This window comes from Thiopseudomonas denitrificans (assembly GCF_002866065.1).
Classification (GTDB): domain Bacteria; phylum Pseudomonadota; class Gammaproteobacteria; order Pseudomonadales; family Pseudomonadaceae; genus Thiopseudomonas; species Thiopseudomonas denitrificans.
In genome coordinates, this window is record NZ_LNJZ01000007.1 from 171732 (window position 1) to 195777 (window position 24046).

Consider the following 24046-nt stretch of genomic DNA (forward strand, 5'->3'; position numbering starts at 1 on the left):
CCAGCTGCCGGACGGCAATGCCGGAACAGTCAACAACGGAAAATCAGGTGATTTTCCCAGTCATCCTCCGGTACTTCTTCCTCGCTCAGCATACGGCCAAGCTGCGAAATTCCGGCGGCATGCACCGCGTTCTCGTCACCGCAGACCAGATGATGCCAGGGCGGTAACGGCTTGCCTTCGGCCAGCAGGCGGTAGGCACAGGTATGCGGCAACCAGGCGTAGGATGTGATGTCTCCCGGTTGCAGCTGAATACAGTCAGGCACGATTTTTTTGCGCTCGGGGTAATTGCTGCAACGCGCCGTGCCCAGGTCCAGCAGTTTGCAGGCAATCCGCGTGTAGTAGATGCTGTCCGGGTCTTCGGCATCTTCCAGCTTTTGCAGGCAGCACAGGCCACAGCTGTCACACAGGGACTCCCATTCATCCCGGCTCATCTGCTCCAGGGTTTTGCTTTCCCAGAAAGGTTTAACAATGGCCGCCATGCCTACCTCTTTCCCTTTGCCGGCTGACAACGCACATCGACCCGCATGCGGATCACCTGATGATTGAAACCTGCAGTGACATGGGATTTTTGGCCCGGCTCGATTCGCGCATTGCGACTGACCGGCACGCCCGGACCACTACGAAAACGCACATTGCACTGCGCCGCGTCTGAACCGTAGTTTTCCAGACTCACCGCTCCGGTATTATCCCCAAGATCCATGGTTTCGACCGCAATGTCCACACCCTTGATTTTTTCGGACACCTCAAACGGAAAACTCCACGCCGGAGCGACCATCAACAGGCCCGCCAGCATAAAACAGGTTCGCATCATACAAATAATCATCCACAACGATATGCCCGGCTTGCAGCCTCCCGGCAGCAAGCCTGAAAACAGGCATTCTAGCGCACTCTGCGGGATTTCTCCCTGATGCGGGCCAAAAGCGGCACCTGCGGCTACAGATCGAGATGTTCTTCCAGCTGCTCTTCGCTCAGGGCGTAGCGCTCGTCTACCCGCTCCATCTGGATGGTGACGCGCCGGTTGGCAGCGCGATTGGTCGCACTGTTGTTGGGCTTGGCCGGATAACGCTCACCGTGGAAACGTACGATAATCGCATCTTCGTCAAAACCGTTGGCGACCAGGTAATTCTTCACCACCAGCGCACGCCGGCGCGATACGTCCCGGTTAAGCAGGCGGTCACCGCTGCTGTCAGAGTAGCCGTCCAGCCGGATACGATTGACGCTTTTATCTTCACGCATGTAGTCGAGCAGGATATCCAGATGGGCAATGCTGCGTTCGTTCAGCTCGTAACCGCCCCCCTCAAAACGCACCTGGGTGAAATGAGCCTGATCAAAATTGACCGGCAGCAAGCCGGCTACACAATCAAGGTATTGCTGGTAAGCATCCCTGACGCTGACCGGTTGCAGGCGCACCTCAAGCTTGTCGCCGTATACGGTCCGGTGGCGCACCACCGGGGAGCGGCCCTCCAGCATACCGGTGAGCAGACGCCCGGCCTGGTCCTGGCTTGACTGGGCCGAGCGCTCGTTATTGGTAACCGGGATGCGGCCCAGCAGCATGTCACTGTCGCGGCTCTGCCAGTTGCTCGCTGCGGCATACAGCATTGCCTCACCACGCGCCAGCCAGGCCTCACGGGTGACGATGCGGAAGACCGGCTTCTCTCCCGCCCGGCGCACGAACTCGCCGTGGCCAAAGCCGGTCACGGGCTGAGTCAGGCGGCATTCGAAACGGTCACCCTCAACCGTCCATTTGACATCCTCGATGCGCTCCTGGAAGGTCACGCCATGCGCCAGAACAGGACAAGCCATGGCGATGGTCAGTAACAAGCGGCGCATGTGCATTCTCCCGACAAAACTGAGTATCCGGCGTATCGGCAGCGCGCGGACAAACTTGAAGGCAGGATGATAAATCGGCGATTTTACGGTAGGATTCCGTGCCAACCCATAGACAAGCCACCGGACCCCCGAACATGACCGATCGCCTGACCCTTCTTCGCCCCGACGACTGGCACATCCACTTGCGCGACGGCGCGGTACTGCAGCATACGGTTGCCGATGCCGCACGCATGTTTGCCCGGGCCATCATCATGCCGAACCTGGTTCCGCCGGCACGCAATGTTGTCGAAGCCGGCGAGTATCGCCAGCGCATCCTTGATGCGGTGCCGGCCGGCCGCTCGTTCGAGCCGTTGATGACCCTGTACCTGACCGACCAGACCAGCGCCGAAGATATCCGTGCGGCCAAGGCCAGCGGCTTCGTGCACGCTGCCAAGCTCTACCCGGCTGGCGCTACCACCAACTCCGATTCCGGCGTCACCGCCCTCGAGCATATTTATCCGGCGCTGGCAGCCATGGCCGAAGCCGGCATGCCGCTGCTGGTACACGGCGAGGTCACCCACGACTCGGTGGACATCTTCGACCGTGAAAAGCGCTTCATCGATGATCAGCTGACCGGCCTGGTGCAGCGCTTCCCCACCCTCAAGGTGGTCATGGAACACATCACCACCGCCGACGCCGTGCAGTTTGTCGAATCTGCCGGCAGCAATGTGGCCGCAACCATCACGCCGCACCACCTTTTGTTCAACCGCAACCACATGCTGGTCGGCGGTATCAAGCCACACTTCTATTGCCTGCCGATCCTCAAGCGCAACGTCCACCAGCAAGCCCTGCTCAAGGCGGCTACCAGCGGCAACCCGAAGTTTTTCCTCGGCACCGACTCGGCACCACATGCACAGCACACCAAGGAAGCGGCCTGTGGCTGCGCCGGCTGTTATAGCGCCTTTGCCGCCATCGAGCTATATGCAGCGGCATTCGAGCAGGAAAACGCGCTGGACAAACTGGAAGCCTTTGCCAGCCATTTTGGTGCCGACTTCTACGGTCTGCCACGCAACACCGAAACGGTGACACTGGTACGCGAGCCATGGCAAGTGCCTGCCGTGCTGCCGTTTGGCGACAACCAGGTGGTTCCGCTCTGTGCCGGCGATACCTTGCAGTGGCGCCTGCTGGAGAACCCGGCATGACTCGTGACTTCAGCGAATACGATGACTACGCAGACGCCGAAACCGGCCAGGAAAAAGCCAAAAGCAAACCGGCCTCACCCATGGCGCAGCGGTTTCGCGGCTATCTGCCAGTCGTGGTTGATGTGGAAACCGGCGGCTTCAACAACGCCACCGATGCCCTGCTGGAAATTGCCGCGGTGATTCCCGGCATGGACGATCGCGGCCTGCTGTATGCCGAGCACACCCTGTTCTTCCGCGTCGAGCCGTTCGAGGGTGCCAATATCGAACCGGCTGCACTGGAGTTCACCGGCATCAAACTGGATCACCCCTTGCGCATGGCGGTCAGTGAAGAACACGCACTGGGCGAGATTTTCAAGAGTGTGCGCAAGTCGATGAAAAGTGCCGGCTGCAAGCGGGCAATCCTGGTCGGACACAACAGCCATTTCGACCTGGGCTTTGTGCAGGCGGCGGCAGAGCGCTGCGGCATCAAACGCAACCCGTTTCATCCGTTTTCCAGCTTTGACACCGCAACCCTGGCCGGTCTGGCCTATGGTCAGACGGTACTGGCCAAGGCGTGCGAGGCCGCCGGCATCGAGTTCGACAACCGCGAGGCACACAACGCCCGTTACGATACCGAGAAAACTGCCGAGCTGTTCTTCGATATCGTCAACCGCTGGAAATCCATGGGCGGCTGGAACGACTTCTAAGCGTTTTCCGGATACAGGAACGCCCGCAATTGCGGGCGTTTCCATTACAACTTCGGCATTATTTGAAACGCCGTTCGATACCCTTGTCCACCAGGATCTTGGCGGAAATCTCTTCCACCGAGAAATGCGTGGTGTTGATGAACTTGATGTTCTCCCGGGCAAACAGGTTTTCCACTTCGCGCACTTCGTACTCGCATTGCGCGTAGCTGGAATACCGGCTGTTGGGCTTGCGTTCGTTACGGATCGCCGCCAGGCGATCGACATCAATGGTCAGGCCGAACAGCTTGCCGCGATGCTCCTGCAGGGACTTCGGCAGTTGCAGCATGTTGTCCATGTCATCTTCGGTCAGCGGATAGTTGGCAGCGCGGATGCCGTACTGCATGGCCATGTACAGACAGGTCGGTGTCTTGCCGCAGCGCGATACGCCAATCAGGATGATGTCGGCACTGTCGTAGTGACGGGTGCGACCGCCATCATCGTTGTCCAGCGCATAATGCACCGCATCGATACGCTCCATATAGTTGCGGCTGTGGGCAATGGAGTGGGACTTGCCGACAGAATAGCTGGAACGGATGGCCAGTTCCTCTTCCAGCGGCCCCAGATAACTGGCAAAAATATCCACCCGGAATGCATTGGCTTCTTCCAGGATGTCACGAATGCGGGTATCGATGATGGTATCCACCACAATCGGGCGCCCCTCCTCGTTGCCGGCAATGATGTTGATTTCCTCAACCAGCGCCCGTGCCTTTTCTTCCGTATCCACATAAGGGCGGGTCACATAGCGGAACTCCACACCGTCAAACTGTGCCAGCAGGCTTTGGCCCAGTGTCTCGGCCGTAATTCCGGTTCCATCTGAAATGAAAAGAGCAGTACGTTTCATGACAATAAAAATCCTAAGTGATAATTCGGGCACCACGCACAAAGCCGGCAGCATAACACGACACCCGGCAATGGCTGATCCGCAAGTGACAATAACTAGCCAAAATGCGACCGGCAACCGGCATTCCCGGTAAAACACACACTAGACCATGACAATCATTCCTGTTTGTTCTAAAATCTGGCGCTGGCCAGAAGGCCCATGAACATAAACGTGGAGAGATCACCTTGGTTGAATACGTAGTTTCCCTCGACAAGCTCGGCAATCACGACGTCGAGCGGGTGGGTGGCAAGAACGCCTCCCTTGGCGAAATGATCAGCAATCTGGCCGGCGCAGGCGTTAGTGTCCCGGGTGGTTTTGCCACGACTTCGCAGGCCTATCGCGATTTCATTGATCACAACAACCTCAACGAGCGCATTCACACGCTGCTCGACACCCTTGATGTGGATGACGTCAATGCCCTGGCCAAAGCCGGTGCCCAGATCCGTCAATGGGTGATGGAAGCCGATTTCCCTGCCCAGCTGGATGCAGACATCCGCAAGGCCTTTGCCGAAATGGCCCAGGGCAACGACAACATGGCGGTCGCGGTGCGCTCCTCCGCCACCGCCGAAGACCTGCCGGACGCCTCCTTTGCCGGCCAGCAGGAAACCTTCCTCAACATCCGTGGCGTGGACAACGTAATCCGTGCCGCCAAGGAAGTGTTTGCTTCCCTCTTCAACGACCGCGCCATCGCCTATCGCGTACACCAGGGCTTCGACCACCGTCTGGTCGCCCTGTCTGCCGGCGTACAGCGCATGGTGCGTTCCGAAACCGCCGCTGCCGGCGTGATGTTCACCCTGGATACCGAATCCGGTTTCCGTGACGTGGTCTTCATCACCGGCTCCTACGGCCTGGGTGAAACCGTGGTCCAGGGGGCGGTCAACCCAGACGAATTCTATGTACACAAGCCGACTCTCGAAGCCGGCCGCCCTGCCGTGCTGCGCCGCAACCTGGGCAGCAAGGCGATCAAGATGATCTACGGTGCCGAAGCCACTGCCGGCAAGTCCGTCGAGACCGTCGATGTCGATCCGGCCGAGCGTCAGCGCTTTGCCCTGACTGACGCCGAAGTCACCGAGCTGGCCAAGCAGGCCATGATCATCGAGAAACACTATGGCTGCCCGATGGACATCGAGTGGGCCAAAGACGGCGACGACGGCAAGCTGTACATCGTGCAGGCCCGCCCCGAAACCGTGAAAAGCCGTGCCAACGCCAACGTCATGGAGCGCTACCAGCTGCATGAAAAAGGCAAGGTGCTGGTTGAAGGCCGTGCCATCGGCCAGCGCATCGGCTCCGGCCCGGTGCGCGTGATCAACGACATCGCCCACATGGACAAGGTCCAGCCCGGTGACGTGCTGGTTTCCGACATGACCGACCCCGACTGGGAGCCGGTGATGAAGCGCGCCAGTGCCATTGTCACCAACCGTGGTGGCCGTACCTGTCACGCCGCCATCATCGCCCGCGAGCTGGGCATTCCTGCCGTGGTCGGTTGTGGTGATGCCACCGAAGCACTGGAAGACGGCCAGCTGGTCACTGTTTCCTGTGCTGAAGGCGATACCGGCTTCGTCTTTGACGGTGCCCTGAACTTCGATATCCGCACCAACGCCATCGACCAGATGCCCGAGCTGGACTTCAAGATCATGATGAACGTCGGCAACCCCGACCGTGCCTTCGATTTTGCCCAGCTGCCCAACGAGGGTATCGGTCTGGCCCGTCTGGAGTTCATCATCAACCGCATGGTTGGCGTGCACCCCAAGGCCCTGCTGAACTTCGAGCAAATGGCTCCCGACCTGAAAGACATCATCAGCAAGCGCATGGCCGGCTATGCCAGCCCGGTTGACTTCTATGTCGACAAGATCGCCGAAGGCGTCAGCACCCTGGCCGCCGCATTCTGGCCGAAGAAGGTCATCGTGCGCATGTCCGACTTCAAGTCCAACGAATATGCCAACCTGATCGGCGGCAAGCTGTTCGAACCACACGAAGAAAACCCGATGATCGGTTTCCGTGGTGCATCCCGCTACATCAGCGACAGCTTCCGTGACTGCTTCGAACTGGAATGCCGTGCCATGAAAAAGGTACGCAACGAAATGGGCCTGACCAACGTCGAGCTGATGATTCCATTCGTGCGCACTCCGGGCGAAGCCGCTCAAGTGGTTGACCTGCTGGGCGAGTTCGGCCTCAAACGTGGCGAGAACGGCCTGCGCCTGATCATGATGTGCGAACTGCCGTCCAACGCCCTGCTGGCTGACGATTTCCTGCAGTACTTCGACGGTTTCTCCATCGGTTCCAACGACATGACCCAGCTGACCCTGGGCCTGGACCGCGATTCCGGCATCATCGCCCACCTGTTTGACGAGCGCGATCCGGCAGTCAAGAAGATGCTGTCGATGGCCATCCAGGCCTGCCGCAAGGCCGGCAAGTATGTCGGCATCTGTGGCCAGGGTCCGTCCGACCATCCGGATCTGGCCCGCTGGCTGATGGACGAGGGTATCGATACCGTATCGCTCAACCCCGACTCGGTACTGGATACCTGGTTCTTCCTCGCGGAAAACAACTGAGTCATGCATCACCGGCTGTTGCCGGTGGTGTAACAGCAGCAATGAAAGACCCGGGCCTGTGCCCGGGTTTTTCATGTTTTCGTTATTCTTAATATATATAGAAAAGTTATTTTTAATTCCACGCAAGCTGTGTAAAAATGCCCCGCCTGATCCACAGCTGCCGAGGTTCCCATGCTTTCATTCATACGTTTTCTGGCTGTCTCCCTGTTGCTGGCTAGCAGCAGCCTGCTCGCCCAGCCACTGCTGGAAGCACACCAGGCCGCCGCCCTGCTGGCCGATGGCGAGCTGCAAGCCGTGGACATCCGCAGCCCCGAGCTGTACCAGCAAGAGCATATTCCCGGTGCCATTTCCGCACCCTACGGCCGCTGGCGCGGCCCGGCCAGTAATCCCGGCCAATTGCTCAGTCCGCATGACTTCGAGCAACTGGTGCAGGAGCTGGGCCTGACACCAGAGCAACATATCCTGGTGTATTCGACCGGCGATGACGAAACCGACTTCGGTGCCGCCGCCCGCGTGTACTGGACCCTGAAATACCTGGGGTTTGAGCGCCTCAGCGTACTGAACGGCGGCTTCAAATACTGGCTGGCCGGACAGGCCGGCAGCACCGAGCAGGCCGCCCGGCAACTCCCGGCCAGCCTGACCCGCATCCAGCTGCAGCCACAACTGGCTGTCGGCACTGACGAGCTGTTCGACAAGATCAGCCGTCAGCAAGGCGACTTCCAGCTGCTCGACTCCCGTCCGCCGGCCTTCTTCGAGGGAACCGTCAAGGCACCTACCGCCACGGTTGGCGGGACCATTGCCGGTGCCCGCAACCTGCCCTTCCAGCAGTGGTTCAATACCAACGACACCCGCATCCGTCCTGCCGCAGAGATCCGCCAGCTGGTGCGCGAGCAACAACTGACCGAGGCCGGTGAAACCCTGTCATTCTGCAATACCGGCCACTGGGCGGCAACCAACTGGTTTGTCCTGTCCGAGCTGGCCGGGCTGGACAATGTCCGCCTGTATCCCGGTTCCATGGCCGAGTGGACGCAAAACCCTGCTGCCCTGCCGATGGCCAACACTCCGGGCCGCTGGCAGCAGATCAAGGCCAAATTTCAACAACTGGTGCAATGATCCATGCTTAAACAACGTAGCGGGCTGATACTGGCCCTGATTGTCTTCACCCTGTTCCTGCTCTGGTTTGTCTCGATCCGCCAGAGCCTGCTGTTCGTGGTCGGCATTGGACTGGGACTGGTGCTGGCCGGCCTGCGCTTTGGTTTTACCACCGGCTGGCGCAACCTGATTGAACAGCGCGACGCCAGCGGCGCCTATGCCCAACTGCTGTTGCTGGCCATCGCGGCGGCCATATCCCTGCCCCTGCTGGCCGCGTTTCCCGGTGAACTGAGTGCCGCACTGGGTGCGCCCGGCATCAGCCTGCTGGTCGGCGCACTGGTATTTGGTGCCGCCATGCAAATTGCTGACGGCTGCGGCTCCGGCACCCTGTACAAGGCCGGCCTGGGCATTCCGCTCAACATGGCGATCTTGCCGGTTTTTGCACTGGGCAGCTTTCTCGGCTCGGCCCATCTGGGCTGGTGGCTCGATCTGGGCGCCATGCAGCCGGTTAGCCTGCTCGACAGCGCCGGCCTGGGCGGTGCACTGGCGCTGACCTTCGGCGGCCTGGCCGTGGTTGCCGGCCTGTGCTTCTGGTGGAGCAAGGGCGCGACAACACCCCGCCCCGCCTTCAGCAAGGGCCTGCTGCTGGGCGCCGTGCTGCTGGCGGTACTGGCGGTGCTCAACCTGGTGATTGCCGGCCAGCCCTGGGGCATCGTCTACAGTTTCGGTCTCTGGGGCGCCAAGATCGCCCAGGCCACCAGCCTGTTCGATCCGACCGTCAACGCCTTCTGGAGCCAATCGAGTAACGCCACCGCGCTACAGCAATCGGTGTTTCTGGATGTCACCACCATCACCAGCCTCGGCATTCTGGCCGGAGCGCTGCTGGTATTTGCCGGCAAAAAGAACGACAGCCAGCCAAAGCTGAATGCCACCCAGTGGATCGTAGGCATTGTGGCCGGCTTCCTGCTCGGCTACAGCTCGCGCCTGGCGTTCGGTTGCAACGTAGGCGCCATGGTCAGCGGCATTTCCACCGGCAGCCTGCACGGCTGGATCTGGGTGGCACTGGCCTTCATCGGTTCACTGGCGGGTGTTCGCATCCGCAAATATTACGGGTACTAAACCATGGCACAACTGAAAACCACACGCATCCTGGCTTTCTGGCTGGTGCTCTGCAGTTTTTTTGTCTGGGACTGGCTGCATTCGGCACCGGTCAACCTGCGCCTCGAGTCGGCGATCTTTGCCCTGGGCTCTGGCCAGGCGCCATCCGGCGGGCACTGCGCGTCTTTTGGAAAATGAACAAAGCCCCTCTTCGGAGGGGTTTTCATTGAGCATCACCGTGTAAAGACTAAAGTTGCATTTGGCTACCTGGCGGCCGGCCGATAATGACCTCATATCCCGTAACCCGCTGACTTGCAAGGCCTGCCATGACAACCAGACGCGTTCTCCTTCTATCTGCCACCATCCTCGCACTAGGTCTGCTTTTGCTGCTGGCATGGCAGGCAACATCGCCCTGGCTCTCGCCTCTGGTTTTGCTGCCTGTCCTGATCACCATACTCTGGCCGGAACACCGCAGCACAAGCTACCACCCCGACAATAGCCAGGCCACAGCCAACACCACCACCCGCCTGGCGCAAGAGCTGTCCCACGCCACCAGCCAGAATGCCATCACCGCCGCCGGCGTCAGTCATGCCGCCATCCAGCTCGGCAGCAAACTCGACTCCCTGGTAGCCGCCGCAACCCAGATTGAAAGCGGCGCCGAACAGATGATCGTGACTGAAGAGGAAACCGCCCGCCTGAGCGAAAGCGGCCTGGGCAGTGCCAGTGAGATGCGCGCCAACAGCGAATCCGGCCTCAACGGGCTAAACCAGACCATTGCCTGCATTCAGCGACTGGGCCGGCAGGCGACCAGCAACGGCGAGCTGGTGCAAAGCCTGAGCAAGCGCAGTGAAGAAATCCAGCAGGTCACCGCCGTGATCCAGAACATTGCCAGCCAGACCAACCTGCTGGCACTCAACGCTGCCATTGAAGCCGCCCGTGCCGGCGAAGCCGGTCGCGGCTTTGCCGTGGTCGCCGACGAGGTACGCGCGCTGGCCAGCCGCACCGCCAGCGCCACCGAAGAAGTGGAAGCCATGGTCAATGACATTCGCCTGCACACCAGTGAAGTCGCCAGCCAGCTGCAACAGCTGATGCTCGAGCTGACCGACAGCGTCGGGCTGGCTGAGCACGCCGGTGAGCAGCTGACCACCATCACCGGGCTGGCAACCAGTGTCGAACAGCAAATGGGGCAGATCGCCGCCGGCACACAAAGCAACCGCCAGCGTCTGGACGAACTCTTTCATGCCGTTGCCCAGATGCGCCAGGACCTGTCGGTCAGTGACAACCAGACCCAGCAACTGAGCCTGGCCGCCAGCGCGCTAGAAAGCCAGACCGAAAGCATTAGCGAGCGGTTGTCGGAAGTCAGCCTGTCCGATTACCACCAGGCGGTTTACGAACTGGCCCGCAACGCAGCCCAGGCCATCGGCGAGCGTTTCACTGCCGATATCGCCAAGGGAACCCTGCGCGAGCAGGAGCTGTTCGACCGCAAACTGACCCCCATTGCCGGGACCCATCCGCAAAAATACAGCAGCAGCTTCGACCGCTATACCGATACCGTCCTGCCCGAATACCAGGAGCCGGTCCTGCAGCATCCCGGGGTAGTGTTCGCCATCAGCATCACGCCGGAAGGCTACATCCCTACCCACAACACGCCTTACAGCCAGCCGCTGACCGGCAACGCCGAACAGGATTACCTGAACAACCGGACCAAGCGCCTGTTCAACGACAAGGTCGGCAGCCGTTGCGGCAGCCATGAAAAGCCCATGCTGCTGCAGACCTACATCCGCGAGACCGGCGAGCACATGCACGACCTGTCAGTACCCATTTATGTCAACGGCAAGCACTGGGGCGGTTTCCGTATCGGCTACCACCCGGAACACTAGGTAACCGGACATGAAAAAGCCCGTGGACACTCACATGCACACGGGCTTTTTTTGCTGCGGCAGAATCAGAGGCTGTCGCCAAAATCCTTGCGGAACTGAGCCAGCAGCTTCTGCTGCCAGTCGGAAACCGGCGCCAGGCGGCCATAGAAGAAGCGCAGGATCTCCGGCTCCTCGGTGAACTCCAGCCCGCCAATCAGGTGACGGTTGGCATACAGCCAGATGACCCGGTCAATCACATACTTGACCTGCGACAGGGTGAACACCCGGCGCGGCATGGCCAGGCGCACCAGTTCCATGTTGGCAAAGGTTTCGCTGCCGTCCGGCTCGCGCTGCTCGGAAATGGTGCCACGCTCCATACCCCGTGCCCCGCTGACCAGATATAGCGCAGACGCCAGCGCACCAGCCGGGTATTGCGATTGCGGAATGTGGTCGACAAACTGCATGGCGTTGATGTGGCAACCCAGACCGCCGGGCGGCGTAATCACCGGCACGCCGGCCTTGGCCAGCTCGTTGACCATGTACTCAATAAACAGCGGGCCCTGGCTGATCACGTCCTCGTCCATGGTCTCTTCCAGCCCCACGGTCATCGCCTCCATTTCGCGTACCGACATGCCGCCATAGGTCAGGAAGCCTTCATACAGCGGAATCAGGCCGCGCATCTTGTCGTACAGCTCCTTGCTGCGAATGCACATGCCGCCGCCACGAGCGCTGCCCAGCTTGCGTGCAGAAAAATACAGCACGTCACAGAGGTCGGCGATACGCCTGGTGATCTCGCGGATGCTCAGGTCCTTGCAGGTGGCTTCACGGGTCTTGTTGAAGTGCAGGTTGTCCTGCAGCAGGCTGGCATCCAGCACCAGCATCAGGTCGTGCTCGTCACAGACCTTGCGGATCTCTTCCAGGTTGGCCACCGAGATCGGCTGGCCGCCAATCAGGTTGGTACCGGCTTCCATGCGTACAAAAGCGATACGATCGGCACCGTACTCGTCAATGCACTGGCGCAGCTTGTCGATGTCCATGTCGCCCTTGAACGGCATGTCGCTGGTCACTTCCAGGCCGGCGTCGGCCACCAGCTCTTCCACGATACCGCCATTGAGCACGATGTGCGCCTTGGTGGTGGTGAAGTGGTAGTTCATCGGCACCACTGCACCTTCGGCGACCAGCACCTGACCGAGAATGTTCTCGCAGGCACGGCCCTGGTGTGCCGGCAGGAAATACGGCATGCCGAAAATCTCTTTCAGCTTGTTCTCCAGACGGGTATAGGTGGCGCTGCCGGCATAGCTGTCATCGGCGATCATCATCGCCGCCAGCTGCTGGTCGCTCATGGCGTTGACACCACTGTCAGTGAGCATGTCCATGAAGACATCCTCATTGCGCAACAGGAACGTGTTGTTGCCGGCCTCGGTAATGGCCTCCAGACGACGTTCGATCGGGGGCAGATTGAGCTTCTGTACGATGCGCACCTTGTGCATTTCCAGCGGAACCGGCTCTCCGCCAAAGAACTTCACGTTGGCCATGACGGCACTTCTCCTGTGTGGGAACAAAGTCAATTCGCCGGATGCTATCACAGGATATAGAGTGACAAAGTGATCTGGACCAAGGTTTGTCAAAACAGAAGCCGGTGCGCAAGCATTGAAAGGATTCCGGCCATGTGCGCTCATGCCATTTGCCTCACATCAAACTGACAAAACAGAATAAGCAGATTACCAATTAGTCTTTTTAAGAATATGTATTTTTGTCTAGAATCTGCGCCATTCATGCACCAAGACAAGGCAAGACCATGGCGTTACGTCCTTCTCCCGTCATCCCCGGTTTCAACCTGACCCTCGGCTACACCCTGGTATACCTGAGCTTGATCGTGCTGTTGCCGCTGGCCGGCATGCTGGTGTACGCAAGCAAGCTGAGCTGGCCGGAGTTCTATGCCATTGTCAGTCACGACCGGGTGCTGGCCGCTCTCAAGCTGAGTTTTGGTGCCGCGCTGGCCGCCGCCCTGCTCAACGGCCTGGTCGGCACCCTGCTGGCCTGGGTGCTGGTGCGTTACCGCTTTCCCGGCCGCAAGATCATCGATGCCCTGATCGACCTGCCCTTTGCCCTGCCAACGGCAGTGGCCGGCATTGCCCTGACCGCCCTGTATGCACCGCGTGGCTGGGTCGGCCAGTGGGCCAACGAGATCGCCCTGAAAATCGCCTACACCCCGCTGGGGATCATTCTGGCGCTGACCTTCGTCACCCTGCCCTTTGTCGTGCGCACCGTGCAGCCTGTGCTGGAAGACATTCCCCGCGAGCTGGAAGAAGCGGCCAGCTGCCTGGGTGCCAACAAGTTCCAGGTGCTACGTCACGTACTGATCCCGGCGCTGCTGCCGGCCTGGCTGACCGGTTTTACCCTGGCCTTTGCCCGTGCCGTTGGCGAGTACGGTTCGGTGATCTTCATTGCCGGCAACATGCCCGGCAAGACCGAAATCCTGCCCCTGCTGATCATGGTCAAGCTGGACCAGTACGATTACCTCGGGGCCACCGCCATTGGTGTGATGATGCTGGCTGTGTCCTTTGTCTTCCTGCTGCTGATCAACCTGCTGCAACGCCGGATCAGTCGCGGCTGACAACATTGTCCGGACAACCCGCATCCACATTGCAAGACCCTGCACAAACGGATTTTCACGTACCCGAACTGGAAAACGAAGCATGAGTACATTAGCCATCACCACCACCGGACTGGCCCGCGAGCGGCGCTGGGGCGCGATCAGCCTGATTGCCGCTGCCTGGCTGGCCTTCCTGTTTTTCCTGGTGCTACCGCTGGGCGTGGTATTGAGCGAAGCGCTGAAACAGGGCTACGCCAGCTTCTTCACCGCCGTCCTGGAGCCTGACGCCATTGCCGCGCTCAAGCTGACCTTGCTCGCTGTTGGTATTTCCGTGCCGCTGAACCTGGTGTTCGGCCTCGCAGCCGCCTGGTGCGTGAGCAAGTACGAGTTTCGCGGCAAGAGTCTGCTGGTCACCCTGATCGACCTGCCCTTTTCGGTATCGCCCATCGTCGCCGGCCTGATCTATGTATTGCTGTTCGGCGCCCAGGGCTTCTTTGGCGACTGGCTGGCCGAACACGACATCCAGATCATCTTTGCCGTACCCGGTATTGTGCTGGCTACATTGTTTGTCACAGTACCCTTTGTTGCCCGCGAGCTGATTCCGCTGATGCAGCAGCAGGGCACCCAGGAAGAGGAAGCCGCCCGCCTGCTCGGTGCTTCCGGCTGGCAGATGTTCTGGCATGTCACCCTGCCCAACATCCGCTGGGGCCTGATGTATGGCGTGGTGCTTTGCACCGCGCGGGCGCTGGGCGAATTTGGTGCGGTATCGGTGGTGTCCGGTCACATTCGCGGTTTTACCAACACACTGCCGCTGCATGTCGAGATTTTGTACAACGAATATAACCATGTCGCTGCGTTCAGCGTGGCAACGCTGCTGTTGCTGATGGCGCTGGTGATGTTGCTGGTCAAACAGTGGGTGCAGGAAAAGAAAGGGATGATTTGAGGCTGGGTTTTGTTTTTGGTGGTTACTGTTTGTGGTTTGGATTTGTGTGGGCGTCAGCGAGGTGCAGGTTACGCAGGGTCGCTGCAAGTACGTCCATGTAAGCTCCCTGTCGCCATCCATGGCGACAAAGCCCTGCTCCACCTGCACCCCACTGCCGCAAACACAGCCTGTGCATTTGTCACAAACAGCACTGAAATTTAGTGCAAGCCGCCTCAAATCGTGGAAGGGAAAGAAAAGTGAAAAGACAACCTCCCTCGATAATGGCTGCTTTATGAAGGTTTGTTGATTGCAGCTACAGCGCCTCCTGCCGGTTGCACGGATTTGGCAGTAGCGCCGGGGGATGGGTGGAGCAAACCCTCAACGCCATGGATGGCGTTGTGGAGCCTACATGGATGTACTTGCGGCGTGTTTGCGGAATCCATTCACCGGCGCTACAGACACCAAGACACCAAGACACCAGTTTTACGACACAACAGAATTCAAGTTACGGGAACAGAAAAATGAGCATCGAAGTCCAGCAAGTGAACAAGGCATTCGGCAATTTCAAGGCGCTGAACGAGATCAATCTGTCGATCCAGTCCGGTGAGCTGGTGGCGCTGCTGGGGCCGTCCGGCTGTGGCAAGACCACATTGCTGCGCATCATCGCCGGGCTGGAAAAGCCCGATAGCGGCCACATCATCTTCAATGGCGCCGACGTGTCGCGCCGTGACGTGCGCAAGCGCAATGTAGGCTTCGTGTTTCAGCACTATGCCCTGTTCCGCCACATGACCGTATTCGACAACGTCGCCTTCGGCCTGCGCATGAAGCCGCGCCGCCAGCGCCCGTCGGAAAGCGTCATTCACGACAAGGTGCTGGAGCTGCTGCGCATGGTGCAGCTGGACTGGCTGGCCGACCGTTATCCGGAGCAGCTGTCCGGCGGCCAGCGTCAGCGCATCGCCCTGGCCCGCGCCCTGGCGGTGGAGCCGGAAATCCTGCTGCTGGACGAGCCCTTTGGTGCGCTGGACGCCAAGGTGCGCAAGGAATTGCGCCGCTGGCTGGCCAACCTGCACGAAGAAATCAACCTGACCTCGGTGTTCGTCACCCACGACCAGGAAGAAGCCATGGAAGTGGCCGACCGCATCGTGGTGATGAACAAGGGCGTGATCGAGCAGATCGGTACTCCGGCCGAGGTCTATGAAAACCCGGCCAACGAGTTTGTCTACCACTTCCTTGGCGACTCCAACCAGCTGCAGCTGGACGACCAGCAGATCCAGTTCCGCCCGCACGAGGTGTTGTTGTCACGCCGGGCCGAACCCGAACACCGTGCCGGTGTCGTGCGTGATATCCGGCCGCTGGGTGCCATCACCCGCGTCACGCTGAAGGTCGAGGGCCAGGAGCTGCCAATCGAAGCCGAAGTGGTGCGTGATGATGCCAGCCTGAACGGTCTGCAGCGCGGCGAAACCCTGTATTTCAAACCCAAGGCCAGTTGACCGGTCTCTCTCGCGGCCAGGGATGGCCGCACCTTTTCCCCGTATTCTGAATGCACTGTCAACCTTGTTGCCACTCATCACCATCGCGGCATGGCAACGGCTTCAGCTACGCCAATACCGCTTATTCCACAACTGCGCAGGCTTGCCCAAGACATCCACAAACCCTGTGGATATCTTTGTGCATAACCTGGAGGAAACATCGGCAATCGCGCATGGTGCAAGGGGCATGCTCAGTTTGTACAAAATTCAAACAATACAGCAAAAGTATTTATTTTCAATGACTTGCAAGTGAATACAAAGAAAAATATCAGGTTTTTCAACTAATTCAACCTATCCTGCACAAGCAGGGTGACGATGTGCACAACTGTAAAAGTCAAGGAATTTTCACCCTTGACTTTGCCAGCATAATCTCTTAGTGGTCGCCCAAAAAACTGCTGAGAAAAGCCTTGGTGCGCTCTTCCCTGGGCTCAGTGAAGATTTCTTCCGGCCGGCCTTCCTCGACAAACTTGCCCTGATCGAAGAAACACACCCGGTCAGAAATCTGCCGGGCAAACTGCATCTCGTGGGTTACCAGCAAAATGGTCAGATCATGCTGGCTCGCCAGGTGTTCGATGACCTGCAGCACCTCCCCCACCAGCTCAGGGTCCAGTGCCGAAGTCGGCTCGTCAAACAACAGGATATTCGGATGCATTGCCAGTGCGCGGGCAATGCCAACCCGTTGTTGCTGTCCGCCGGACAGCTGACTGGGGAATTTGTCGGCATGTTCGGTCATGCCAACCAGATCCAGATATTTGAGCGCACGTTTTTTGGCCTTGTCCCGGCTCAAGCCAAGCACCTGCCTTGGAGCTTCAGTTACATTGCGCATCACCGTCATGTGCGGAAACAGGTTGAACTGCTGGAATACCATGCCCATTTCCTTGCGCATCATGCGCAAGTGGGCTTCCGACGCAGGCATCAGCTGGCCGTTTTTCTCTTCATGCCAGAGCGGTTTTCCGGCCACATGGATGACGCCGTCCTGAATGTCTTCCAGCGTCATAAGAATACGCAGCACTGTGGATTTTCCCGAACCGGACGGCCCGATAATGGTTACTTTTTCACCACGGCGCACACTGAAGTCCAGAGCATCCAGCACCACATGGTCCCCATAGCTCTTGGTAACGTTTTGAAACTCGATGATTTTGTCTGACTGGTTTGACTCACTCATTGCAAATGTATTCCTTCTTTGGGCAAGCGCTCGTCCAGCTTGCGCACGGCCCAGGCCGCTACCAGGGTCATCAGCAGATAAATCAGCCCGACCATGGAGAGCGGAATCATGTAATTGAAACTGCGGTCGCCAATGATTCTGGCCACATTGAGCACCTCAAGCACCGCTACCACCGACAAGATGGGCACATCTTTCATGATCGAAACCAGATAGTTGCCCAGCGCCGGAATGATGCGCGGTATCGCCTGTGGCAGGACAATGGCGAAAAAGGTACGTCCCGGCGTCAGGTCCAGCGCCCGTGCGGCTTCCAGTTGACCGGCCGGAACCGACTGAATGCCGGCCCGGTACACCTCCGATGTATAGGCACTGTACTGCAGGCCCAGCGCCAGGGCTCCGGTCATGAAGGCGGGCAAAACCAGCCCATAATCCGGCAGCACGTAGTACAGAAAAAACAGCTGCACCAGCAGGGGCGTATCACGCAAAAACTCGCTAAAGAAGCGGGCTGGCCAGGCAACCAGCCGGCTGCGCATGCCTTTCAGGCCAGCCAGCACCAGGCCAAACCCGGCCGCCAGCAAAAAACCGACAACGGTGGCCTGCAGTGTGACTAACAGGCCCTTGCCTAGAATCGGCAGGATGGATACGGCAAACGCCCAGTGACTGCTGGTATCCCATTCAATTCCAAACAGCATCAGACACTGCCTCCCGCACGCCAGCGGCAGGCGTAGCGCTCTGCCAGTTTCATCAGCCCGGCCACCACCAGTGCCATGCCGAAATACATCAGCAGCAACAGGCTGTAAATGGTCGTACTGTCCTGGGTAAAGTTGCGCAGCTGTTCGGCCTTGTAGGCCAGATCAGCCAGGCTGATCAGCGACACCAGCGCGGTATCCTTGAGGTTCTGGATCGCCAGGTTGCCCAGGCTTGGCATCATTTCCGGCACTGCCTGCGGCACGATGATGCGCCACATGGTCTGTCTCGGGCTGAAATCCAGTGCCTTGGCCGCCTCATACTGTTCAGGGGCCACCGCCTGGATCGCACCACGCACCACCTCTGCCGCATAGGCACCTATGTTCAGCGCCAGCGCCAAGGTGCCCACCAGCATCGGCGGAAAGCGCCAGTCATAGCCAAGCGTCTGACCAATCATCGGCAGGGCGAAATACAGCCAGAACAACTGCACCAGCAGTGAGGTGCCACGAAAAAACTCGATAATGCCCGCACTCAGGCCATGCACAAAAGGGTTGTCTGAAACCCTCCCGACACCGAGTACAAAAGCAAAAAACAACCCCAGCACACTGGAGTAGAGAGTCAGTTGTACGGTAATCCAGGCACCGGAAAGCAAATGACCGCTATAGGTTAGAATATCCATGATCAAGATTGGCAACAGTTCGCTAGAAGGCCCGGGGCGGGCCTGCTGTTGTGTAGAGCCGGCGTACCGGCCGGTCTTCATGCAGACCGGCCTCTGCTGTCACTACGCTTGCGCTGTAAACGGGGCGGCCAAAAAAGGCTGTTGCCCCGACCTGTTAGCCGTCACACAGCTCCTGTGTGGTTTTCTTGAATGACTCCTCGCGGTCATGGGCAACAAAGCCGTTGCGTTCCATGATTTCTTCCCACTCGGGAGTCTGCTTGAAACGGGCCAGCTCTTCGCTGATGGCATCGCGCAGCGCATCCGAGCCCTGGGCAAAAGTAAAGCCGCCCCAACTGCGTACGGTTTCACCGTTGATCACGGGATCGGTAAAGTCTTCTACCACTTCAACCTTGTTGCTTTGTGCTGCCAGTCCGGCAGCCGTCTGGCCGGTCGCCGCATAGGCATCGGCCCGACCGGTAGCCACAGTGGAAATGGCATCCGAATTGGTGGCGATGGTGACCATGCGTGATTCATCCATGCCCAGCGCCTGCATCATTTCCAGCTGGTCGGCACCGGCCATGATCGCCAGCTTGTAGCTGCCCTCGACAAAGTCATCGTAACCTTTCAGGCCTTTCGGGTTGCCGGCTGGCACCAGCAGGCCCTCACCGTAGGAGCTGTTGGGCTCGGAAAACAATACGGTTGTGCAGCGCTGGGGCAAAATGGCCATTTCCGCTGCCACCATGTCAAAACGATCGGCTTTCAATCCCGGAATCAATGAGCTGAAGTTGGTTACCTGCCATTCGATCTTGTCGATGCCGATATTTTTCAATACCTGTGCAGCCACTTCAGGCCCGGCCCCTTTCACATCGCCATTGAGGTCGGCATAGCCGTAAGGAATTTCATTGGCCACAGCGACTCGGATTACACCCTTGTCTTTCAGCTGGGCCAGGTCTGCCGCAAACAGGTTCGCACTGGTTATTGTTAGCGCTGCCGTAACAGCTGTGAGCACCATGGTTTTGCGTAGGTTTTTCATGTCAGTCCTTTTTAGTTTTCTAATCAGGACGAGCCATGCTACAGCAGGAAAAAAAACAGTTACAAATTTATTTTCGGCTTTACCGGACACTGCAGGCCCTTGCCCGGCAGTCGCAAGCACCTGTAGATAACACGAAAAAACCACCCAGAAACAGGCGCTTGAAAGAGCCTCAGCATCAGGCCAAAAGGCTTGGGCAACACCGGAAAATATTTTTCAGGCTGTACAAAAAACAACCACAGCGATAGTTGAAATCTACCGGGAAAACCTTTGTCCGGGCAAGCACCCCAGTAAAATCCCATGGTTTCCTTCGTCAGAAAGCCACAACTGACTGGAACTTTTTCAGGATGAAATACGGCGAAGATTGTCGCAAATGACTGCAGTGGCCACAGCTACATTCAGGGATTCGGCACCACCGAAAGAAGGAATGGTGATTCTTCTGGTCACAAAGGGTTCAAGGCCAGCATCAACACCGTGAGCTTCGCTACCCATCAGCAAGACACCGCCCCGCAGGCTACCCGGCAACTGGTGCACCGAATTACCGTTCAGATAGGCACCCAGCACCTCTGTTTCTGCAGGCAGCCGGGCAAGCCAGTCATGCAAATCAAGGTAAGTTACAGCAATACGCAGAAAAGACCCCATGCTGGCATTGATCACCTTGGGGTTGTACAGATCCACGGTGTCGGTCGTGCAGACCAGCTGGCGGATGCCGTACCAGTCGGCAATGCGCAGCAGGGTGCCGAGATTGCCCGGATCATTGACGCGGTCCAGCGCCAGTACCCATTGCCCGGGAGAAATTTCCGGTACGGTGCTGCCCGGCATGCGGACAATGGCAATTGCATCACGGTTGCTGACCAGGGTTCCAGCGGCCGCCAGCTCGTCGCTACTGCAGTACGTTACCGGCACGCCGCTGCCGGCCAGTGCCACTGCTTGTGCAGCAGCAAAGTCGTCGCTGACATACAGACTGTGCAACGGCCAGCCGGATTCCAGCAACTCGCTGACGATCTTGCCGCCCTCGACCAGAAACAGGCCTTGCTCCTGGCGATTTTTCTTGCGCTGCAGGCTGCGCAGCAATTTGCTCTGGTTTTTCGACAGCATCAGGTGTTCCTGACAGGAAAGCGATTAGAGTTCCATGGCCTTGCGCCCGGCCAGCGCATGGGTCAGAGTACCGCCATCGACCGTATCCAGCTCGCCGCCCAGCGGCATGCCATGGGCCAGACGGGACACCAGAATGCCATTGTCCTGCAGGCTCTGGGCAATGTAATGGGCGGTGGCCTCGCCTTCCACGGTCGGGTTGGTGGCCAGGATCACCTCGGCAAAGCCTTCATCGGCGATGCGCTGCAGCAATTGCGGAATACCGATACTCTCCGGTCCCAGTCCGTCCAGCGGCGACAGCAGGCCACGCAGGACAAAATAACGGCCGCGATAACCGGTCTGCTCGATGGCGAAAATATCCTGCGGCCCCTGCACCACGCACAGCTGGCTGTTGTCCCGACGTTCATCAAGGCAAAGTGCACAGATCTCGTCCTCGCTCAGGGCGCGGCAACGCTGGCAGTGCCCGACGCGGTCAAGCGCGCTCTGGATCGCCTGCGCCATGCGCTGGCCACCGACGCGGTTACGCTCGAGCAAGTGCAGCGCCATGCGCTGGGCACTCTTCTGGCCGACACCGGGCAGTACGCGCAGAGCGTCCATCAGCTCACGCATCAGCGGACTGAACGCCATGCTTAAAACGGCATCTTGAAGCCGGGGGGCAACTGCAGGCCGGCAGTCATGCTGGCCATGTTGTCCTGGCTGTTTTTTTCGATCTTGCGCACGGCATCATTCACCGCTGCGGCAATCAGGTCTTCGAGGATTTCCTTGTCTTCCTGCATCAGGCTGTCGTCGATGCTGACACGGCGCACATCGTGACGGCCGGTCATCACCACACTGACCATGCCGGCGCCGGATTCACCGGTCACCTCGGCGTTGGCCAGTTCTTCCTGCATTTTCTGCATTTTTTCCTGCATCATCTGTGCCTGTTTCATCAGGCCTGCCATGCCACCTTTCATTGGGTAAGTCCTCTGTTATCTATTTAAACGGGATTGAGCGGACGAATGCTGTCAGGCAGCACCCGGGCATCCAGCTCCTTGATCAGGCTCTGCACCAGCGGATCCTGTTCGATCGAGACTACCGCGTCAGCCTGTTGCCGCGCACGGCGGCGGGCAAGTGCCAGCGCCGGGGTTTCCGCCTGCGGCGTCCTGATCTCGATGTGCAGCTCGATGCTGCGCTCCAGTATCTGATTGATGCTGTCGTTAATGCGCTTTTGCTGGTTGGCGTTAAACAGCGCGCTATGCTGCGGGTCCAGGTGCAACAACCAGCTGTCACCATCATCGGCCACCAATGTGGTCTGGCGGACGATATTCCCGGTCATGCCGGTCAGGGCCATCCGCTCGCACAGCTCGATCCAGCGTGCCGCCGGCCCGCTGGCGGCAGGGATGTCCGGTTTCAGGTCGACGTCGCCGTCCTCCTGCTCCTGCTGCAGTTCGTGCAGCTCATCGGCGGCGGGTTGCCAGCTGGCATAGGCTGCCATCTGGTCCTGCAAGTCGGCCAGCTCCTCGTCATCGTCATCATCGTCATCCCCTGCCTGTTCCGGCACAACGGGTGCAGCCACGGCACTGGCCGAAACCGGCTCTACCGGCTGTGCGTCAGGTGCCGCAACAAGCGTCTCTGCGGCTGTTCCCGTCTCCGTAACACCGCTTTGTACAGCGCCGGTTGCTGCGGGCAGAACCTGCTCTTCACCTGTAGCCGTCGGCTCTTTCTCGCTCACCACGGGCCCTGTTGCCGGAGCCGCAGATGCCGGCTGAGGCACAGGCTGCGGATCAACCGGCGGCAGTCCGGCAGCCGGTGTTGCCACTTTGGTTTCAACCGCCTCTTCCCACGGCGCGGGCTCGTCTGCTGCAGGTTCTGCGGCAGACCCGGATGCCGACGGTGACGGTGACTGTTGTTGTTCAGCCCCGGCCACAGGTGGCAGGGTGGAGGCCGGCGACACAGCAGCCCTGGCAGGTTGTTCTTCGGTTGCATCTCCACGTGCCGGAGTTGCAAAGCTCACAGGTGCGCGCGGCGCACCCGGCAGGCTGGCCGGACGAAAGGCCAGCATGCGCAGCATGACCATCTCGAAGCCGTCACGGGCATCCGGTGCCAGCGGCAAATCGCGCCGGCCCAGCAGCGCCACCTGGTAATAGAACTGGACATCTTCCGGCGGCAGGGCCCCGGCCAGCTGCAGAATCTGCTCCCGGTCACCCTGGGAGTTGTCCACCGCATCGGGCAGCATCTGTGCCACCGTGGTGCGGTGCAGTACACCCAGCACCTCGCCCAGCACCCCCATCCAGTCCGGACCATGGTCGGCCAGCTGGCGGATGGCCTGCAGCATGGCGGCAGCATCGGCAGCCACCAATGCCTGCAATACACCAAACACCTGGCCCTGATCCAGCGTACCCAGCATCGCACGCACATCTTCGGCCAGCACCTTGCCTTCGCCAAAGGCCACCGCCTGATCGGTCAGGCTCATGGCATCACGCATCGAGCCATCGGCAGCGCGGCCAAGCAGCCAGAGCGCCTGTTCCTCAAAAGGAATGTTTTCACTGCCCAGTACATGGGACAGATGCCCCACCACAGACTCGGGCGGCATGTTCTTCAAAGAAAATTGCAAGCAGCGCGACAGCACGGTTGCCGGCAACTTTTGCGGGTCGGTAGTGGCCAGCAGGAACTTGACGTGCTCCGGCGGCTCCTCCAGCGTCTTCAACAAGGCATTGAACGAACTGGTCGACAGCATGTGCACTTCGTCAATCAGGTAGACCTTGTAACGCCCACGACTGGGCATGTATTGCACATTGTCGAGCAGCTCGCGGGTGTCTTCCACCTTGGTCTTGCTGGCGGCATCCACCTCGATCAGGTCGACGAAGCGCCCCTCATCAATCTCGCGACATACGGAGCACTCGCCACAGGGCGTCGATGTGATGCCCTGCTCACAGTTCAGGCATTTGGCCATGATCCGGGCGATGGTGGTCTTGCCGACCCCCCGGGTGCCGGTAAACAGATAGGCATGGTGCAGGCGGCCGGTATCCAGTGCACTGATCAGGGCTTTGAGCACATGGGTCTGACCCACCATCTCGCGAAACGAGCGGGGCCGCCATTTGCGTGCCAGTACTTGATAACTCATCAGGATCCCATGCCGGTAATTCAGAAGGGCTACATGCTAAGGAAAAG

24 protein-coding genes are annotated in these 24046 nt (G+C 59.2%); 10 read left to right on the top strand and 14 right to left on the bottom strand.

What is annotated here, in order from left to right:
- Positions 1-29: 29 nt before the first annotated feature.
- The 3 genes from AR306_RS06760 to AR306_RS06770 form a co-directional block, all read right to left on the bottom strand.
- The gene (locus AR306_RS06760; protein ID WP_101496800.1) at positions 30-479 is read right to left on the bottom strand and encodes a YcgN family cysteine cluster protein; all 450 of its coding nucleotides are present in this window, start codon (positions 477-479) and stop codon (positions 30-32) included.
- Between the two features lie 2 nt (positions 480-481).
- Positions 482-829: a hypothetical protein gene (locus tag AR306_RS06765; RefSeq protein WP_133539584.1), complete on the bottom strand. Its 348-nt coding sequence runs from the start codon at positions 827-829 to the stop codon at positions 482-484.
- Positions 830-933: 104 nt separating this feature from the next.
- Positions 934-1830: a flagellar protein MotY gene (locus AR306_RS06770; RefSeq protein ID WP_240622504.1), complete on the bottom strand. Its 897-nt coding sequence runs from the start codon at positions 1828-1830 to the stop codon at positions 934-936.
- Between the two features lie 134 nt (positions 1831-1964).
- On the opposite strand from AR306_RS06770, the gene pyrC reads away from it, so the two are divergent.
- A complete protein-coding gene (gene pyrC / locus AR306_RS06775; protein ID WP_101496803.1) occupies positions 1965-3011 on the top strand; it encodes a dihydroorotase in 1047 nt (348 codons plus the stop codon).
- A gap of 80 nt (positions 3012-3091) precedes the next feature.
- The gene (rnt, locus tag AR306_RS06780) at positions 3092-3697 is read left to right on the top strand and encodes a ribonuclease T (RefSeq protein WP_240622516.1); all 606 of its coding nucleotides are present in this window, start codon (positions 3092-3094) and stop codon (positions 3695-3697) included.
- A gap of 58 nt (positions 3698-3755) precedes the next feature.
- Here the strand turns inward: rnt and ppsR are convergent, their stop codons facing one another.
- The gene (ppsR, locus tag AR306_RS06785) at positions 3756-4577 is read right to left on the bottom strand and encodes a posphoenolpyruvate synthetase regulatory kinase/phosphorylase PpsR (RefSeq protein WP_101496805.1); all 822 of its coding nucleotides are present in this window, start codon (positions 4575-4577) and stop codon (positions 3756-3758) included.
- A gap of 224 nt (positions 4578-4801) precedes the next feature.
- Between ppsR and ppsA the strand changes: the two genes are divergently transcribed.
- The 5 genes from ppsA to AR306_RS06805 all read left to right on the top strand — a co-directional run bounded on the left by ppsA (position 4802) and on the right by AR306_RS06805 (position 11238).
- Positions 4802-7168 carry a phosphoenolpyruvate synthase gene (ppsA, locus tag AR306_RS06790; protein WP_101496806.1) on the top strand — a complete coding sequence of 789 codons (2367 nt, stop codon included), beginning with the start codon at positions 4802-4804 and terminating at the stop codon, positions 7166-7168.
- A 171-nt stretch (positions 7169-7339) separates the two neighbouring features.
- The gene (locus AR306_RS06795; protein ID WP_101496807.1) at positions 7340-8281 is read left to right on the top strand and encodes a sulfurtransferase; all 942 of its coding nucleotides are present in this window, start codon (positions 7340-7342) and stop codon (positions 8279-8281) included.
- Between the two features lie 3 nt (positions 8282-8284).
- Entirely contained in the window at positions 8285-9379 is a 1095-nt protein-coding gene (locus AR306_RS06800; protein ID WP_101496808.1) for a YeeE/YedE thiosulfate transporter family protein, read from the top strand.
- 3 nt (positions 9380-9382) lie between these two features.
- Positions 9383-9556 carry a hypothetical protein gene (locus AR306_RS13375; protein WP_166627814.1) on the top strand — a complete coding sequence of 58 codons (174 nt, stop codon included), beginning with the start codon at positions 9383-9385 and terminating at the stop codon, positions 9554-9556.
- A gap of 128 nt (positions 9557-9684) precedes the next feature.
- Positions 9685-11238, top strand: coding sequence for a methyl-accepting chemotaxis protein (locus AR306_RS06805; RefSeq protein WP_101496809.1), 1554 nt, complete (start codon positions 9685-9687; stop codon positions 11236-11238).
- Between the two features lie 65 nt (positions 11239-11303).
- Here the strand turns inward: AR306_RS06805 and AR306_RS06810 are convergent, their stop codons facing one another.
- Complete coding sequence (locus AR306_RS06810) at positions 11304-12752, bottom strand: tryptophanase (RefSeq protein ID WP_101496810.1); 1449 nt, start codon at positions 12750-12752, stop codon at positions 11304-11306.
- Positions 12753-13015: 263 nt separating this feature from the next.
- Here AR306_RS06810 and cysT point away from each other — a divergent pair, with 263 nt between their 5' ends.
- The 3 genes from cysT to AR306_RS06825 all read left to right on the top strand — a co-directional run bounded on the left by cysT (position 13016) and on the right by AR306_RS06825 (position 16225).
- Positions 13016-13834, top strand: coding sequence for a sulfate ABC transporter permease subunit CysT (gene cysT / locus AR306_RS06815; RefSeq protein WP_101496811.1), 819 nt, complete (start codon positions 13016-13018; stop codon positions 13832-13834).
- A gap of 82 nt (positions 13835-13916) precedes the next feature.
- Positions 13917-14756 carry a sulfate ABC transporter permease subunit CysW gene (cysW, locus tag AR306_RS06820; protein ID WP_101496812.1) on the top strand — a complete coding sequence of 280 codons (840 nt, stop codon included), beginning with the start codon at positions 13917-13919 and terminating at the stop codon, positions 14754-14756.
- A gap of 500 nt (positions 14757-15256) precedes the next feature.
- On the top strand, positions 15257-16225 hold the full coding sequence (locus AR306_RS06825; RefSeq protein WP_101496813.1) for a sulfate/molybdate ABC transporter ATP-binding protein: 969 nt from the start codon (positions 15257-15259) through the stop codon (positions 16223-16225).
- Between the two features lie 412 nt (positions 16226-16637).
- On the opposite strand, the gene ehuA is transcribed toward AR306_RS06825, so the two are convergent.
- The 9 genes from ehuA to dnaX form a co-directional block, all read right to left on the bottom strand.
- Positions 16638-17429 carry an ectoine/hydroxyectoine ABC transporter ATP-binding protein EhuA gene (gene ehuA, locus AR306_RS06830; protein WP_101496814.1) on the bottom strand — a complete coding sequence of 264 codons (792 nt, stop codon included), beginning with the start codon at positions 17427-17429 and terminating at the stop codon, positions 16638-16640.
- Positions 17426-18118, bottom strand: coding sequence for an ectoine/hydroxyectoine ABC transporter permease subunit EhuD (gene ehuD / locus AR306_RS06835; RefSeq protein WP_101496815.1), 693 nt, complete (start codon positions 18116-18118; stop codon positions 17426-17428). Before ehuD ends, ehuA begins: the two co-directional genes overlap by 4 nt.
- Entirely contained in the window at positions 18118-18792 is a 675-nt protein-coding gene (gene ehuC / locus AR306_RS06840; protein WP_101496988.1) for an ectoine/hydroxyectoine ABC transporter permease subunit EhuC, read from the bottom strand. The genes ehuD and ehuC overlap by 1 nt, the downstream gene beginning before the upstream one ends.
- 154 nt (positions 18793-18946) lie before the next feature.
- Positions 18947-19804, bottom strand: coding sequence for an ectoine/hydroxyectoine ABC transporter substrate-binding protein EhuB (gene ehuB / locus AR306_RS06845; protein WP_101496816.1), 858 nt, complete (start codon positions 19802-19804; stop codon positions 18947-18949).
- Between the two features lie 59 nt (positions 19805-19863).
- Positions 19864-20103 carry a hypothetical protein gene (locus tag AR306_RS13165; RefSeq protein WP_146002284.1) on the bottom strand — a complete coding sequence of 80 codons (240 nt, stop codon included), beginning with the start codon at positions 20101-20103 and terminating at the stop codon, positions 19864-19866.
- 40 nt (positions 20104-20143) lie between these two features.
- Positions 20144-20899 carry a TrmH family RNA methyltransferase gene (locus tag AR306_RS06855; protein WP_101496818.1) on the bottom strand — a complete coding sequence of 252 codons (756 nt, stop codon included), beginning with the start codon at positions 20897-20899 and terminating at the stop codon, positions 20144-20146.
- A 24-nt stretch (positions 20900-20923) separates the two neighbouring features.
- A complete protein-coding gene (gene recR, locus AR306_RS06860) occupies positions 20924-21523 on the bottom strand; it encodes a recombination mediator RecR (protein ID WP_101496819.1) in 600 nt (199 codons plus the stop codon).
- Between the two features lie 2 nt (positions 21524-21525).
- Positions 21526-21849: a YbaB/EbfC family nucleoid-associated protein gene (locus AR306_RS06865; protein ID WP_101496820.1), complete on the bottom strand. Its 324-nt coding sequence runs from the start codon at positions 21847-21849 to the stop codon at positions 21526-21528.
- A 23-nt stretch (positions 21850-21872) separates the two neighbouring features.
- On the bottom strand, positions 21873-23999 hold the full coding sequence (gene dnaX, locus AR306_RS06870; protein ID WP_101496821.1) for a DNA polymerase III subunit gamma/tau: 2127 nt from the start codon (positions 23997-23999) through the stop codon (positions 21873-21875).
- Positions 24000-24046 lie beyond the last annotated feature (47 nt).

Excerpts from the sequence above, each read along its gene's own strand:
- recR (WP_101496819.1), bottom strand. The coding sequence starts at position 21,523 with ATGGCGTTCAGTCCGCTGATGCGTGAGCTGATGGACGCTCTGCGCGTA.
- AR306_RS06770 (WP_240622504.1), bottom strand. The coding sequence starts at position 1,830 with ATGCGCCGCTTGTTACTGACCATCGCCATGGCTTGTCCTGTTCTGGCG.
- cysT (WP_101496811.1), top strand. The coding sequence starts at position 13,016 with ATGGCGTTACGTCCTTCTCCCGTCATCCCCGGTTTCAACCTGACCCTC.
- AR306_RS06800 (WP_101496808.1), top strand. The coding sequence starts at position 8,285 with ATGCTTAAACAACGTAGCGGGCTGATACTGGCCCTGATTGTCTTCACC.
- AR306_RS13375 (WP_166627814.1), top strand. The coding sequence starts at position 9,383 with ATGGCACAACTGAAAACCACACGCATCCTGGCTTTCTGGCTGGTGCTC.
- ehuA (WP_101496814.1), bottom strand. The coding sequence starts at position 17,429 with ATGAGTGAGTCAAACCAGTCAGACAAAATCATCGAGTTTCAAAACGTT.
- AR306_RS06805 (WP_101496809.1), top strand. The coding sequence starts at position 9,685 with ATGACAACCAGACGCGTTCTCCTTCTATCTGCCACCATCCTCGCACTA.
- AR306_RS06865 (WP_101496820.1), bottom strand. The coding sequence starts at position 21,849 with ATGAAAGGTGGCATGGCAGGCCTGATGAAACAGGCACAGATGATGCAG.
- dnaX (WP_101496821.1), bottom strand. The coding sequence starts at position 23,999 with ATGAGTTATCAAGTACTGGCACGCAAATGGCGGCCCCGCTCGTTTCGC.
- AR306_RS06810 (WP_101496810.1), bottom strand. The coding sequence starts at position 12,752 with ATGGCCAACGTGAAGTTCTTTGGCGGAGAGCCGGTTCCGCTGGAAATG.
- pyrC (WP_101496803.1), top strand. The coding sequence starts at position 1,965 with ATGACCGATCGCCTGACCCTTCTTCGCCCCGACGACTGGCACATCCAC.
- ehuD (WP_101496815.1), bottom strand. The coding sequence starts at position 18,118 with ATGCTGTTTGGAATTGAATGGGATACCAGCAGTCACTGGGCGTTTGCC.
- ehuB (WP_101496816.1), bottom strand. The coding sequence starts at position 19,804 with ATGAAAAACCTACGCAAAACCATGGTGCTCACAGCTGTTACGGCAGCG.
- AR306_RS13165 (WP_146002284.1), bottom strand. The coding sequence starts at position 20,103 with ATGGGATTTTACTGGGGTGCTTGCCCGGACAAAGGTTTTCCCGGTAGA.
- AR306_RS06760 (WP_101496800.1), bottom strand. The coding sequence starts at position 479 with ATGGCGGCCATTGTTAAACCTTTCTGGGAAAGCAAAACCCTGGAGCAG.
- ehuC (WP_101496988.1), bottom strand. The coding sequence starts at position 18,792 with ATGGATATTCTAACCTATAGCGGTCATTTGCTTTCCGGTGCCTGGATT.
- AR306_RS06795 (WP_101496807.1), top strand. The coding sequence starts at position 7,340 with ATGCTTTCATTCATACGTTTTCTGGCTGTCTCCCTGTTGCTGGCTAGC.
- AR306_RS06825 (WP_101496813.1), top strand. The coding sequence starts at position 15,257 with ATGAGCATCGAAGTCCAGCAAGTGAACAAGGCATTCGGCAATTTCAAG.
- ppsR (WP_101496805.1), bottom strand. The coding sequence starts at position 4,577 with ATGAAACGTACTGCTCTTTTCATTTCAGATGGAACCGGAATTACGGCC.
- rnt (WP_240622516.1), top strand. The coding sequence starts at position 3,092 with ATGGCGCAGCGGTTTCGCGGCTATCTGCCAGTCGTGGTTGATGTGGAA.
- AR306_RS06855 (WP_101496818.1), bottom strand. The coding sequence starts at position 20,899 with ATGCTGTCGAAAAACCAGAGCAAATTGCTGCGCAGCCTGCAGCGCAAG.
- cysW (WP_101496812.1), top strand. The coding sequence starts at position 13,917 with ATGAGTACATTAGCCATCACCACCACCGGACTGGCCCGCGAGCGGCGC.